We start from the raw sequence: 12565 nt of genomic DNA, 5'->3' as shown, positions 1-12565 counted from the left end.
CCCTCACGCCGTCGTGCCGTCGATCGAGCGGCGGATCACCTTCTGCACTTCCCCATTCGACAGGAACAGGTCGTGGTTGATGATGCCCAGCCTTCCTGGGAGGCATCGACCACGCGCACGCCGAGCCGGGCGATGGCGGCTTTCTCGGCGGCGCCGACCCGCGTCATTCCGCCTGCGATCGATGTCGATGTCGGGCGCAATTATGGTGACAGTGCACTCAATTCGCTCCATCGTCGCTACTCGATAGCGGAGAGCTGGCTCATTATGGAAATCCAATTGAGTACACTGTCACTTGTAATTCTGATGATTGCGCGAAGGCGAGACAGACCATCTCGCCTCCCATGGAAATGCAATCAGTGGCAGCTGCTGCATTCGCAGCTTCGACTAGCGGTGAATTGAGTGCCCCGTCACCCCGATAGCGAATTCCTCGTCGCGCGAAGTATCTCGTCCGACAGCTTGGGATCGTTCACCGCCCGGGCGAGGACCAAGGCCCCGACCAGGGAGGCGGTGGCGGCGAGCGCCTTGTCCCTACTCTGCCGTGGCTTCAGCGTGGAGGCCATTCGGCCGCTCAGGAAAGCGATCGCGCCCCGCACGCCGGCCGTGAAGCGCTCTCTCACGCCGCGGCTCTGGCGCGACATCTCGCAAGCCAGGGCGGCAAAGGGGCAGCCGCTTGCCGGATCGTCGCGATGGGCCGGCGAGAGGTAGTCCGAAACGTAATCGTCGAGAGCAAAGGCCTCGGGCAATTCCTGCGCCTTGGCCGCGATCGCGTAGGCCACCGCTTCTTCGACGAGCCGTTCCTTGGAACCGAACTGACTGTACAGGCTGCCGTGTGTCATCCCGGCCGCCTCGGCAAGAGCATCGACACCCACGCCGGAGATGCCGCGCTCGCGCATCAGGCGGGAGGCGGTATCGAGGATGCGCTCGCGATTCTTCGCCGCCTGTTCTTTTGAAACGCGCATGTTCGCTGGTCCTCAATCACGGGGCTTGACAATTATAATTACGGTCGTCATGTATATCAATAGTTACGATCGTAATCAAAATGTTTCTAGCCGAGTGGTGGCGCCGGAGAGGCTTATGAACAGGATTGAACCGAAGATCGCGCTGGTGACCGGCGCCTCGTCAGGAATCGGACAGGCCACGGCGGAGCGGCTTGCGAACGCCGGCTATAACGTGTTTGGCACCAGCAGGCGGGGCACACAGGCTGGCAAGCATCCGTTCGAGATGCTGTCACTCGACGTGACCAGCGATGCATCGGTAGAAGCAGCCGTCAGCGAAGTGATACGGCGCGAGGGCCGCATCGACCTGCTCGTGAACAATGCCGGCTTTGGTGTTGCCCCTGCGGGGGCGGAAGAGAGCTCGATGGATCAGGCACGAGCGATCTTCGACACGAACTTCTTCGGGCTGATCCGGATGACGCGGGCCGTCGTGCCACACATGCGACGCCAGGGGAGTGGCCGCATCATCAACATCGGCTCTGTGCTTGGCTTTCTACCGATGCCGTATGGCGCGCTCTATGCCGCAACCAAGCACGCGGTGGCCGGCTACTCGGAGTCGCTCGACCATGAACTGCGCACGAGAGGCATTCGGGTCTCGGTGATTGAGCCCGCGTACACCAAGACGCCGTTCGACGCGAACTTCCTGGAGCCCGATGCCAAGCTCGATGAATATCGCGAGGCGCGCGCGGGCGTGACCAAGAGGGTGAACGAGGTGATGGCAACGGCCGAACAGCCGGCCGTAGTGGCCGAGACCGTGCTGAAGGCGGCGAGCGCGATGCGGCCGCAAGTCCGGTACGCGGCTGGCAGCCTCGCGAAGCGCCTGCGATTCTTGCGGCGATTTGCGCCAGTCGGCTTGGTGGATGCCGGCATACGAAAAGACCTGCGTCTTGATGTGCGGGCGTCGCAGTCCGCCCGCACCGCCCGGGCCTTCTGACCGCAACAACCGGCGTACGCGCGGCCACTTGCCACCGCGACTGCAAGGAACCTTCGGACCGAGAGGGAAGATGAAAGCTCTTGTCTTCAAACGTTACGGCAAGCCGAATCAGGTCGCATTGGCTGAAATTCCCCGGCCGACGCCCAAGCCGAACGAAATTCTGGTCCAGGTTCACGCCGCGGGCTTGAACCCGATCGACAACATGATTCCCAAAGGAACATTCAAGCCCATCCTCAAGTTTCAGCTGCCGGCAACGCTGGGCAGTGATCTTGCGGGCGTCGTCGTCGAGGTCGGAAGCAGCGTGACCCGCTTCAAGCCGGGCGATGCCGTCTTCGCCAGCATCTTCGATTTCGGAACCGGTGCTCTCGCCGAATTCGCGCGCGTGCCGGAGCATGCCGCCGCGCTCAAGCCGCCAAACCTGGACTTCGTGCAGGCGGCCTCGATCCCGATGGTCGGCCTGACATCGTGGCAGGCGCTCAAGGAGCGCATGCGTCTCAAGCCCCATCAGAAGGTGTTCATCCCCGCGGGCGCCGGCGGGATCGGCACCTTTGCGATCCAGCTCGCGACATATCTCGGAGCCCGGGTGGGAACGACGACCAGCACAGGAAATGTCGATCTGGTGCGCAGCCTCGGGGCTGACGAGGTGGTCGACTACAAGACACAGCAATTCGAGGACGTGCTGCGGGACTACGACGCCGTGCTAGGCACGGTCAGGGGCGATGCGCTCGAAAAATCGCTTCGGATCCTGAAGCCGGGAAGCACGATAGCTTCGCTCATCGGGCCACCGGACGCCGCGTTCGCGCGCGCCCGAGGGATGAACTTCTTCATGGTGTTCCTGTTCGGATTGCTGAGCCGCAAGATCATTCGCCATGCCGGCAAGATTGGCGCGGAATATTCATTCCTGTTCGTGCATCCCGACGGTAGCCAACTCGCCGAGATCGGCGAGCTTCTCAAGGCCGAGCGCATCCGGCCGGTGATCGACAAGGTATTTCCGTTCGAACAGGCGAAGGCGGCGCTGGCGTATCTCGAAAAGGGGCGAGCCAAGGGGAAGGTCGTAGTCCAGATGAGGTCAAGCGCCAATTCTGGCTAACAAAACGTCCATACCGCGTCCAACAACGAGGTGTTTCGGAAGGGCCCGGGGAGCGCCATTTCGTCGGCCACCCCCAGAATTCGGCCGCCTTCCCCTCGTAGCCGCGACGACGATGCTCAGGAGCCAGCTTTCGCATGGCTCGGCGCAGCCACTCTCTCACGCCGTCGTGCCGTCGATCGAGCGGCGGATCACCTTCTGCACCTCCGAATTCGACAGGAACAGATCGTGGTTGATGATGCCCCAGCCTTCCTGGGAGGCATCGACCACGCGCACGCCGAGCCGCGCGATGACGGCCTTTTCGGCGGCGCCGACCCTGGTCATTCCACCTGCGATCTGGCCCGACAGCGCGAGTGCGCGGTCGTTCGTCGCGGCGATCACGGTGATCTTGCCGGCCAGCGGACCGATGCGCTGGATCGCCGACGAGAACACGTCCATGTCGATATCGGGCGCGGCAAACACGACCGCGCCGATCTTGCTCGTGACGGTGTCGCCGTATCGCGCATGGAGCTGACGCAGGCTTTCGAGCGTCAGCATGGTTCCCATGCTGTGGGCGACGATGTGCACGCGGCCGGCGCTTGGCGCCGACACGAGCGCGGAGAGCACGCGTTCGAAATCGTCGCGCGACCACATCGCGCTGTCGCGGTCATAGGCATAGTCGAACAGGCCGGCCTTGGAGGGCCAGGAGAACACCATCGTCCGGCCGCGGAACTTGATGCCATCGGAGAGATGGGCGCCGTCCAGCACGGCCGTCTCGAATGTCTGCTTGAAGCCGTGCACATAGATCAGCACGTCGCCTGTCCCGGCCTGCGCGGCGAGATCGCCAGCGTCGGCCGGCACCGGTTCGACCCGATCAAGGCGCCAGTCGCCAAGTCCAACGGAGGCGAGGGACAAACGGCTCTCGTCCGGCGCCGCCAGCTTGGCCCGCGCGACCGTCATGGCCGTCGCGCGTTCCGGCCCAAACCAGGGTTTGGCACGGGCGCCGTTGACGGGCTTGCGCGTGGTGGTGACAAGCACTGTCGGGTCAAGCGAGAGCGACGACGCGTCGAAGCGCGCGCCGGTTGCACCCAGGCCAGCGCATCCGCCGAGTGCGACGGCACTTCCTGCCGACATAAGCCCGCCGAGGAAAGCGCGGCGCGAAACGGAATGACGGGAGTCGCGTTGCTGAGGACGTCGGACGATCACTGGGAACCTTTGGGAACTTTGCCCACCTCACGCCGCCCCGCCTAGCTCACTGAATGACAATGCAGGCGAGAAGACGGCGGAGCCGCTTCGCGGCCGGTTCAAAAGTCATGGCCTTCGAACAGGTGCCGCATCAGCCGATGATGCCGATCGCGTGGAGCGTGCACAATCGCGCAAGGCTTACTCCGTGGCTTTCGCCGCGTAGGCCCCGCCCCGTCAAGCGAAACAGGCCAGAGTTCTGTCAAACCCCTCCCCGCAAAAATATTCCCCTTTACCGAAATTCGGATTTGTCGTATGTGTCGGCCATCCCAGCCCACCAAAGGGGCGGTCGTACGTCGTTTCGAACGCGGGCGGGGAGTTGCGGTGGATGCGGGCGGCGTTAAAGGCGGAGCTTGCGCGTGCAGGGCGAGAGAACCTCGTGAGCGCGCGTGACCCGCGAAGACGAACGGCGCTCCTGCGTACGGCAAAACCGCGTGGTCCTGGCCGTCGTTGCTACGGTCAAGCCTTTCGCGGAGATGCGAGCGAGCCCAACCGGGCAGACTGCATCATCCAATTCGCGGGGCGAGGGAGGCCAGAAGGAAAGTTCGGCTCCCGGGAGAGCGCGGCATATTGGCCGTCAGACCATCGCGCAGGGAAGGCCTGGTATCGGCTGCCCTGTGTCTCCCCTGTGCATTGCGTGTGCAATCTGTTCAGCACGGGGGCTTTACGGGTGCCAGCCGGCGCCCGGCCTTCCCTGCGCCCTTTCTTTCGAGAGGGTGAGGAGAGCAGCATCACTCGGGCAAAACATGCCGCGAGGACGCGTGCGCGCGTCCGCGGGTTGCCTGCCAGATGACCTTCCGTGCGAGCATGCTGCGTCGGCTTCAGTGGAGGTGGTCGTCGCTTCCGGAATCTGCCTTGATGCGTTTTCGAGGTGGAGGGAGTGACGATATGAGCGGCTTGGTGATCTCTGGCGGCCGGGTGGTGGATCCCGCGACTGGGATGGACGCCGTCGGCGACGTGGCGGTGGTGGACGGCAAGGTCGCCGCGGTCGGCACGGGCCTCGGCAGCGCCGAGCGGGTGATCGACGCGACCGGGCTCGTGGTCGCCCCCGGCTTCATCGACCTGCACGCCCATGGCCAATCCATTCCGGCGGACCGCATGCAGGCGTTCGACGGGGTGACGACGACGCTCGATCTCGAGGCCGGCGTGCTGCCGGTCGGGTCCTGGTATGAGCGCCAGGCGAGAAAAGGCCGCGTGCTGAACTACGGCGCCGCTACCAACTGGGCGTTTGCGCGTATCGGCGCGATGACCGGCTCCAATGCGGAGAGCTCGCTGGAGGCGTTCGGCAACGCCATGCGCGACCGCCGCTGGATGGACAACGTGGCGAGTGATGCGGAAGTCGCCGGCATTCTCGAGCGTCTTTCGCGCGGTCTCGATGAAGGCGGCATCGGCGTCGGCATCCTCAATGCCTACGCGCCGGGCGCCGGCGTGCAGGAGCTGACCGCGGTCTGCCAGCTCGCCGCCGCCAAGGACGTGCCGACCTTCACCCACGTCGCCTTCATGTCGCGCATCGACCCCGAGAGCGCGGTGGAAGCCTATATTCGCCTGATCGGCTATGCCGGCGCCACCGGCGCGCACATGCACATCTGCCATTTCAATTCGTCGAGCAAGACCGACGTCGAGCGTTGCCGCGTGCTGATCGCGAAGGCGCAGGCGCAGGGCCTGCCCATCACGGTCGAAGCCTATCCTTACGGCACCGGTTCGACCGTGCTGGCCGCCGCCTTCTTCAGCGACCCCGAATTCGTCGAACGCAACGGCACCGGCTACGATTCCGTGCAGCGCGTGACCGACGGCTATCGCTTCCATGACCGCGAGGAGCTCTTGAAGGCGCAGGCCGAAGAGCCGTCCTCGCTGGTGCTCTGGCACATCCTCGACATCGATAACAATGCGCATCACCGCGACCTGCTCGACATGTCGGTGCTGTATCCCGGCGGCGCGATCGCGTCCGACGCGATGCCGTGGACGACGTCGGACGGCAAGACCTACACCGGTGATGCCTGGCCGCTGCCTGACGATGCCACCTCGCATCCGCGCTCGGCCGGCTGCTTCACGAAATTCATCCGCGAATGGGTGCGCGAGCGCAAGACCGTGTCGCTGCTCGAAGGCGTGCGCAAATGCGCGCTGATCCCGGCGGAAATCCTGTCGCAGAGCACGCCGGCGATGCGCGCCAAGGGCCGGCTGACGAAGGACGCGGACGCCGACATCGTCGTGTTCGACTACGAGAAGCTCTCGGACCGTGCGACCTTCACGGCGATGAACCGTCCCTCCGAAGGCGTGCGGCATCTCGTGGTCAGCGGCCAGGTGCTGATCAGCGACGGCGTGCTGGATCTGGCGGCGCGGCCGGGTAAGCCGGTGCGCCGCCCCGTCGTCGGGGGCTGACCCATGCCGGTCCCCATTCTCCTGGTGACGGGCTTTCTGGGGGCGGGCAAGACCACGGTCGTGAACCATCTGTTGGCGCATGCGGAGGGACGGCGGATCGCCGCGATCGTCAACGATTTCGGCGCTATCAACATCGATGCGGAACTGATCGCGGGCGCCAGCGACGGCGTTGTCAGCCTCGCCAACGGCTGCATCTGCTGCTCGCTCGAAGGCGATCTCCTGCGCACGCTTTCGACACTGCTGCGGCGAGATCCGAAACCGGACTACATCGTGATCGAGACCAGCGGCGTCGCCGATCCCGCCGACATCGTCCGCAATCTGATGGACCCCGTGATCCTGCGCGAGGCGCCGCTGGAGACGGTGCTGTGCGTGATCGACGCCGCGACACCGCCGGCCGCCCTGGACGATGCCCTCCAGCGCTCGCAATTGCGCGTCGCCGATATCGTGGCGCTGACCAAGCTGGATCTGGCGGAAGAGGGCGCGGGTGCGCGGATGCGTCAGGCCATCCGCGCCTTGCGCCTTCCCGCCGTGGTGGTCGAGGCGCGGCATGGCGAGATTCCGTCCGCGCTGCTGTTCCCCGCGAACGTCGAGCGTCCGCCCGTGGCGCGCGATCCGGGCCCGAAACGACCGGCAGAGGAGCGCTTCGAGACGCTGAGCTGGACCTCGGACCGCGCGATCTCGCTGCCCCGCCTGCAGCAGGCCATCGGCAAGCTGGCGCCAAAACTCGCGCGCGCAAAAGGCCTGTTCGAGACCGTCGAGCAGCCCGGCCGCCTGATGGTGTTTCAATTCGCCGCCGGCCGCGCCACGCTCGCGCCTGGCGAGGCGCCGGCGGCAGGCGTGCCACGGTCGCGGATCGTCTTCATCGCCGAGCTCGGCGTGCTGTCGAAGACCGAGCTCGACGGCATCATGGAGGCGTGCGTTGCCGAATGAAGCTGCAGTCTGTGCCGTCTCACGCGAACTGCGCGATGCCGTTTCCAACCGACCAGTTTTCAGCTGGGGCGTCGAGCACGTTGACGAACACGTCCTCGGGCCGGATGCCCGGGCTTTCGCCGAGAATGTCCGCGATGCGGCGGTACAGCGCTTTCTTCTGCTCGGGAGTGCGCGAGGCGAACACCGTGATCTGGATCAGCACCGCGTCGTCGCTGCGCTCGACGCCGTAGGCGTTGCCGCAGCGGAAATTCGCCGGCTCGTGCTCGCTGATGGTCATGAACTCGTCGCCCTCGGGCACGCTCAGCGCCTCGCGCATGGCGCGGTAGAGGCCGTCGAGAATCGCCTGCCGGTAGGCTTGCGGCTTGCCGGCGCGCATCGAGATGTGGAGCAGAGGCATCGCGCGTCCCTTTGCATGCGGGCCCGACCAGCAGGGCGAATGCGTGCGCCGCTGTTCGGCCCAGTGTTGAAACGGGCTATCAATTCCAATTGGTTTTTGACACGATGTCGAGAAAGCATGTTCTTGACGTCGTGTCAAATACTTCCAAAAGGAGCCGAGCTTGCGGCCGCGCGAATTCGATCATGACGAGGTCCTGCGCATCGCGTTCGACCAGTTCTGGCGCAAGGGCGTGCGCGGCACCTCGCTGTCGGACATCGCGCGCGATGCCGGCGTCCAGCGCGGCAGCCTCTACAACGCCTTCGGCAGCAAGGAAGCGCTGTTCCTGCAGGCCTATGAACGCTATGCCGGGGATTATCTCGCAGCGCTGCAGAAGGCGCTCGGGACGGGCTCCTTGCGCAAGCGCCTCACCGCGTTCTTCGATCTGACCATCACCAATTTCCGCTCGGGCACGCCGCCGCGCGGCTGTCCGACCACGCGCGGGCTGATGGAGCTCGGCGCCGCGGAAGGCGAGGGGTTGGACGAAGACGCGCGCCAGGTCTTTGCGGGCCTTATTTCGCGTATCACAGCACTGGTTCAGGACACGTTGTCGGCAGGCGCCGAGCGCGGCGAGTTCAACGGCAATGCCGCGGCCGCGGCGCTGCACATCGTCACCGTGACGCGCGGCCTCGCCGTGCTCGAACGTGCCTTCGGCGACGAGCCGCAATTGCGCAAGATCGCCGCGCACACCATTGATCTCGTGCTCGGCAGGAAAGGCGGCTAGATGTCAGCACAGAGCAAGCGCGTTGACCGCCCGTGTCGCCGCGGCTTCCTTGCCCGAGCCGACGAACGCGCAGACGATGGATTCGAGATCGCCCGGCTGCTTGCGGCGCGCGACCGCCAGCAACCGCATCAATTCCGTCTCGTCTTTCGACAGCCGACGACAGGACGGCGGCATGAAGCACAGCTCGCATGGCCGGCCGCTGCGCAGGATTCTGACCAGCGCGGCCACGCGCGCAACCAGCAGCGGACTGTCGGCAATATCAGGTGCCTCGTCGGCAAAGCGATAGGCGGCCTCCCAGCAATCGGAGGCGCCGGTGGTGTAGGCCGCTCCGATGAAGCGGAACAGCGACAGCGCGACGCGGCAGAAATCATCGTAGCTGTCGACGCAGGGGCGCGCTCCAAGCGCGGCCTGGAGCGGACAGAGCCGCGATTGGCCGGCGTCCGGCATAGAACCGCAAATATCCGGGGTCATGACCGATCTCGTCAGTGCAATGTCGGGCTTCCGACCAGCCAGCTCTTCATCGCCATGGTCCGGTCATGGTCGAAGGATCGCACCTGCCGGTCGGGCATGATGAGACCAGCCATGCGGAAGATCGTGGCGAGACCCCGCACGGGCGCCAGCGCCCAATCGGCGCCGACCGGCGGCAGCCAGCTCTCGAACCGTTCGCGCACGATGTCGATGCGATCCTGTTGTGCCGCGGCGATGGCCTGCAGAATCCCGCGCTCGCTGTCCGACATGCGCGGACAGGTCGGGCAGTGCACCTCGATCGCGGTGTGGGCCGTGCAGGCGAAGATCTCGATGATGGATTCCAGCGAGAGCACGGCATCGCCCACGCGGAAATGGTCGTACACCTCCTGGACATCGGCTGCGGTCGGAACGGCGCCGCCGCTGCGTGCCTTGGCCCGGAATCCCCAGATGAAGAGCCGTTCCGCCGCACTGAGCGCGGGAAGGTCGACAGACCCTGATGATGTCGATTGATGCATGAAACCTCTGGCCCTTGGCTGCGCTCACGCCACAGCTGGCGCTGATTGTCTGCATCGATCGTTCTGCCGGAGCCCGCCCCAAGTCAACGCTCGCAGGGGCGATATCGAGGTCTTCTAGTTTTGAAGAGGTTTATATTCGAAGACGGGCGCGGCGCCGCGAGGGCGCGAAAGCCGTGCGCGGCGGGCCGGGCCTCGGCGGCCGCTTGGGGAACCCGAATGCTTAAAGCTTTGCTAAGAGGATCGGGATAAATTGGCATGTCTGTCCCGCCAAATTTCGTGAGCTCCGATGATTTTCTCCCGCATCAGTTTCAAGCTGGTCCTGATTGTCGGCATCAGCCTTCTCGGCATGATCGCGCTGGCGCCGATCGCGCTGTCGACCCTGCGCACGCAGATGGTCGCCGATCGTCAGGCCAAGACGCAGCAGATGGTCGATGTCGGCTACGGCATCCTCGCCCACTACCAGAAGCTCGAGAGCGACGGGAAACTCCCGCGCGAGCAGGCCCAGGCCGCCGCGATCGCCGAGATCAAGAGCCTGCGCTACGACAAGGTCGAGTATTTCTGGATCAACGACATGGCCCCGAAGATGGTCATGCATCCGATCAAGCCGGAGCTCGACGGCAAGGATCTGTCCGGGATGAAGGATCCCGCCGGCAACGCGCTGTTCATGGGCTTCGTCGACGTCGTCAAGAAGCAGGGCGCGGGCTTCTACGGCTACCTCTGGCCGAAGCCCGGCTTCGACCAGCCGGTCGGGAAAATCTCCTATGTGAAGGGCTTTGCGCCCTGGGGCTGGATCATCGGCACCGGCATCTATCTCGACGATGTCGACGCCGTCTTCCGCCAGGCCGCGACGACGTTCGGCTATGTCTGTCTGGCCGTGCTGGTCCTGGTCCTCGGTGCGTCCTTCGTGATCGGCCGCAGCGTGACCCGGCCACTGGCAAAAATCACCGCGCTGACCGAGCGGCTTGCCGCCGGCGACAGCGCGTTCGAGGTGCCCTATACCGACCGCAACAACGAGGTCGGCGGGCTCGCCAAGGCGCTGGCCGTGTTCAAGGACAATGCGTCGGCCGTCGGGCGGATGCATGCCGAGCAGCAGGAGGCGAAGCAGCGGGCCGACGGCGAGAAGCGCAAGGCGATGACCGATCTCGCCGGCAAGTTCGAGGCGAGCGTTCAGGCCGTCGTCCGCGACGTCTTCAACGAGGCGCGCGCGATGCAGCAGGCAGCCCAGGGCATGTCGGAAACCGCGGACAAGGCGACCGACCGCGCGAGCTTCGTCGCCTCCGCCTGCCAGCAGGCCTCGAGCAACGTGCAGACGGTGGCCTCCGCCGCCGGCCAGCTGTCGTCCTCGATCTCGGAGATCAGCCAGCGCGTCGCACAGGCCGCGACGGTGGCCGACAAGGCCGCCGCCGACGGTCAGCGCACCAACGACACCGTGCAGGGGCTGGCAGCGGCCGCGCACAAGATCGGCGAGGTCATCGACCTCATCAACCAGATCGCCTCGCAGACCAATCTGCTCGCGCTCAACGCCACGATCGAGGCGGCGCGGGCGGGCGAAGCCGGCAAGGGCTTTGCGGTGGTTGCGAGCGAAGTGAAGTCGCTGGCGAGCCAGACGGCAAAAGCGACCGACGAGATCGGCGCTCAGATCACGGCGATCCAGGCCGAGACCAATCAGGTCGTCGGCAACATCGAGAGCATCCGTGCCACCATCATGGAGGTCAACGAGATCTCCTCATCGATCGCTGCCGCGGTCGAGGAGCAGGGCGCCGCGACGCAGGCGATCGCCCACAGCGTGCAGGAGGCGGCCTCCGGAACCGACCAGGTCTCGCAGAACATCTCCGGCGTCAGCGACGCGACCGCGGCGACCGGCCAGGCCGCAGGCCTCGTGCTGCAATCGAGCGGCCGCCTGACGCAGAAGCTGCAATCGCTCGAAAACGAAGTCAGCGCTTTCGTCGCGGGCGTGCGCGCGGCCTAGGTCCGGCGCTCGCTTGCGGCGCCGCGAAAATGGTTCGCTATGTCGACGCGTGTCGCCACCCAGACGCGGCCCTCGAGTCGCGCCAGTTCCGCGAGAATGGCCTTCACTGCGCGGAAACGCGCGGGCCGGCCGCAAATGCGCAGGTGGAATCCGATCGACAGCATCGCGGAGCGGCCGCGCTCGGCCTCCTCGATCAGCGTCGCGACCGCGGCGCTGACGTAACCGGAAAAATCATCCGGCTGCACGAAGCCGTTCGGATGGAAGAACTTCATGTCGTTGGTGTCGAAGCCGTAGGGCAGGATCAGCATCGATCCGTGCGGCGACCGGCTCCAATAGGGCAGGTCGTCGTCGAGTGCGTTGGAATCGTAGGCGAAGCCGAGATCGATAAGGATGTCACGCGTCCAGGCGCTCTGGCTGCCGCGGGTCATGAAGCCGACCGGCGTGACGCCCGTGGCGCGGGCAATGACGTCGCGCGTCCGCTCGATGTCGCGACGCTCCGTCTCGGCATCGCCGTAGCGCGCGTGCGGCAGCCAGCGCCAGCCGTGCACCGCCGGCTCGTGTCCCGCTTCGATCACGGCACGGGCAAGCTCAGGCACGCGCTCGACCGCGCGGCCGCACATCATGAAGGTCGAGCGTACCTTCGCGTCGGCGAAGGCGTCGAGGAAGCGCCACAGGCCGGAGCGCATGCCGTAGTCAAACACCTGCTCCTGCACGAGATCGCGCACGCCGGGCGGTGATGTCGATGCGACCTCGCCGTAGCGCTCGGTCTCGGCGTCGCCCTGCTCGACTGCGAGCTCGGCGCCTTCCTCGAAGTTCACCACGAGCGACACCGCGACGCGGGCGCCGTTCGGCCAGACGATATCCGGGCGCGCGCGGCCGTATCCGCGAAGATCGCGTTCGATCGGCATGA

The 12565-nt window shown here is 65.5% G+C and carries 12 protein-coding genes and 1 pseudogene; 6 read left to right on the top strand and 7 right to left on the bottom strand.

Translation table 11 applies throughout. The features are described 5' to 3' along the window. Window positions 1-3 precede the first annotated feature (3 nt). A pseudogene (locus tag XI04_RS38940) lies at window positions 4-188 on the bottom strand (hypothetical protein); the annotation flags it as partial. Between the two features lie 219 nt (window positions 189-407). Beyond that, window positions 408-959, bottom strand: coding sequence for a TetR/AcrR family transcriptional regulator (locus tag XI04_RS31690; RefSeq protein WP_028140454.1), 552 nt, complete (start codon window positions 957-959; stop codon window positions 408-410). Window positions 960-1074: 115 nt separating this feature from the next. Between XI04_RS31690 and XI04_RS31685 the strand changes: the two genes are divergently transcribed. Then, window positions 1075-1929, top strand: a complete 855-nt coding sequence (locus XI04_RS31685; RefSeq protein WP_028140453.1) for an oxidoreductase — start codon at window positions 1075-1077, stop codon at window positions 1927-1929. Window positions 1930-1999: 70 nt separating this feature from the next. Then, window positions 2000-3019, top strand: coding sequence for an NADP-dependent oxidoreductase (locus XI04_RS31680; protein ID WP_028140452.1), 1020 nt, complete (start codon window positions 2000-2002; stop codon window positions 3017-3019). A 156-nt stretch (window positions 3020-3175) separates the two neighbouring features. On the opposite strand, the gene XI04_RS31675 is transcribed toward XI04_RS31680, so the two are convergent. Next, entirely contained in the window at window positions 3176-4129 is a 954-nt protein-coding gene (locus tag XI04_RS31675; protein WP_049801859.1) for an alpha/beta hydrolase, read from the bottom strand. 996 nt (window positions 4130-5125) lie between these two features. Here XI04_RS31675 and XI04_RS31670 point away from each other — a divergent pair. Both XI04_RS31670 and XI04_RS31665 read left to right on the top strand, forming a co-directional pair. Then, on the top strand, window positions 5126-6616 hold the full coding sequence (locus tag XI04_RS31670) for an amidohydrolase family protein (protein ID WP_152103541.1): 1491 nt from the start codon (window positions 5126-5128) through the stop codon (window positions 6614-6616). Window positions 6617-6619: 3 nt separating this feature from the next. Further along, window positions 6620-7546, top strand: a complete 927-nt coding sequence (locus XI04_RS31665; RefSeq protein ID WP_038971075.1) for a CobW family GTP-binding protein — start codon at window positions 6620-6622, stop codon at window positions 7544-7546. Window positions 7547-7565: 19 nt separating this feature from the next. Here the strand turns inward: XI04_RS31665 and XI04_RS31660 are convergent, their stop codons facing one another. Beyond that, a complete protein-coding gene (locus XI04_RS31660) occupies window positions 7566-7943 on the bottom strand; it encodes a tautomerase family protein (RefSeq protein WP_038971074.1) in 378 nt (125 codons plus the stop codon). Window positions 7944-8103: 160 nt separating this feature from the next. Between XI04_RS31660 and XI04_RS31655 the strand changes: the two genes are divergently transcribed. Continuing rightward, window positions 8104-8703, top strand: coding sequence for a TetR/AcrR family transcriptional regulator (locus tag XI04_RS31655; protein WP_028140447.1), 600 nt, complete (start codon window positions 8104-8106; stop codon window positions 8701-8703). A 3-nt stretch (window positions 8704-8706) separates the two neighbouring features. Here XI04_RS31655 and XI04_RS31650 read toward each other — a convergent pair whose 3' ends face one another. Continuing rightward, window positions 8707-9174 (bottom strand): hypothetical protein, encoded by a 468-nt coding sequence (locus XI04_RS31650; RefSeq protein ID WP_271609531.1) that lies wholly within the window; start codon window positions 9172-9174, stop codon window positions 8707-8709. 11 nt (window positions 9175-9185) lie between these two features. Continuing rightward, entirely contained in the window at window positions 9186-9686 is a 501-nt protein-coding gene (locus XI04_RS31645) for a hypothetical protein (protein WP_038948180.1), read from the bottom strand. Between the two features lie 286 nt (window positions 9687-9972). On the opposite strand from XI04_RS31645, the gene XI04_RS31640 reads away from it, so the two are divergent. After that, the gene (locus XI04_RS31640; RefSeq protein ID WP_038948182.1) at window positions 9973-11655 is read left to right on the top strand and encodes a methyl-accepting chemotaxis protein; all 1683 of its coding nucleotides are present in this window, start codon (window positions 9973-9975) and stop codon (window positions 11653-11655) included. Here XI04_RS31640 and XI04_RS31635 read toward each other — a convergent pair. Next, entirely contained in the window at window positions 11652-12563 is a 912-nt protein-coding gene (locus XI04_RS31635) for a polysaccharide deacetylase family protein (RefSeq protein ID WP_271609530.1), read from the bottom strand. The genes XI04_RS31640 and XI04_RS31635 overlap by 4 nt on opposite strands. Window positions 12564-12565: the final 2 nt, after the last annotated feature.

The sequence above is a fragment of the Bradyrhizobium sp. CCBAU 11430 genome, from assembly GCF_028128855.1.
GTDB lineage: Bacteria > Pseudomonadota > Alphaproteobacteria > Rhizobiales > Xanthobacteraceae > Bradyrhizobium > Bradyrhizobium ottawaense.
This window is presented reverse-complemented; position numbering and strand designations above follow the sequence as displayed.